The sequence below is a fragment of the Ferrovum myxofaciens genome, assembly GCF_000735045.1.
In the GTDB taxonomy this organism is placed as follows: Bacteria; Pseudomonadota; Gammaproteobacteria; order Burkholderiales; family Ferrovaceae; genus Ferrovum; species Ferrovum myxofaciens.
The window spans coordinates 1-449 of the sequence record NZ_JPOQ01000288.1 but is presented as its reverse complement, the minus strand read 5'-3'; the positions used below and the strand labels follow the sequence as shown (position 1 = coordinate 449).

Below are 449 nucleotides of genomic sequence, written 5' to 3'. Positions count from 1 at the left end.
ACAGCTCGCGCTGGTGGTGCCAGGCCAACTGGCGGAACTCGGCTGGCAAGGTGAAGGTGACCATGAAATACTCGCCCGGCACCAGTTTCTGCAACTGCTTGTCAATCCAGCGTTGCGATTCGTGTGACTGGCAATGCGGGCAGTGCCGGTTGCCGCAAGAATGCGGCAGCCAGCTTGACTTGTCACAACCGTCGCAGGCCAACAGCATTTTTGGTGCGTTGGCGCTACGGCACAACTCAAAAGCGGATAAAGCTTTTAATTGGCCCGGCAAGAGTTCGTGACCGTATTGTTTGATCAGTTCCGGCGCATATTGGGCCACAATCTCGGCGAGGCGGATCATACAACCTTGTTCCAGCCGACCTGTATCCGGCTCATCAGCGTGTTGATGTACACTTCGGCGGATTCTTTGCGATGTTCGGTGAGATGGGTATAGCGGGTGGTGGTGAGGA

1 protein-coding gene is annotated in these 449 nt (G+C 55.9%); it reads right to left on the bottom strand.

What is annotated here, in order from left to right; genetic code table 11:
• Window positions 1-340, bottom strand: a 340-nt coding sequence (locus IV91_RS0113565) for a transposase zinc-binding domain-containing protein (protein WP_031599340.1), incomplete at its 3' end; no start/stop codon positions are given.
• Window positions 341-449 lie beyond the last annotated feature (109 nt).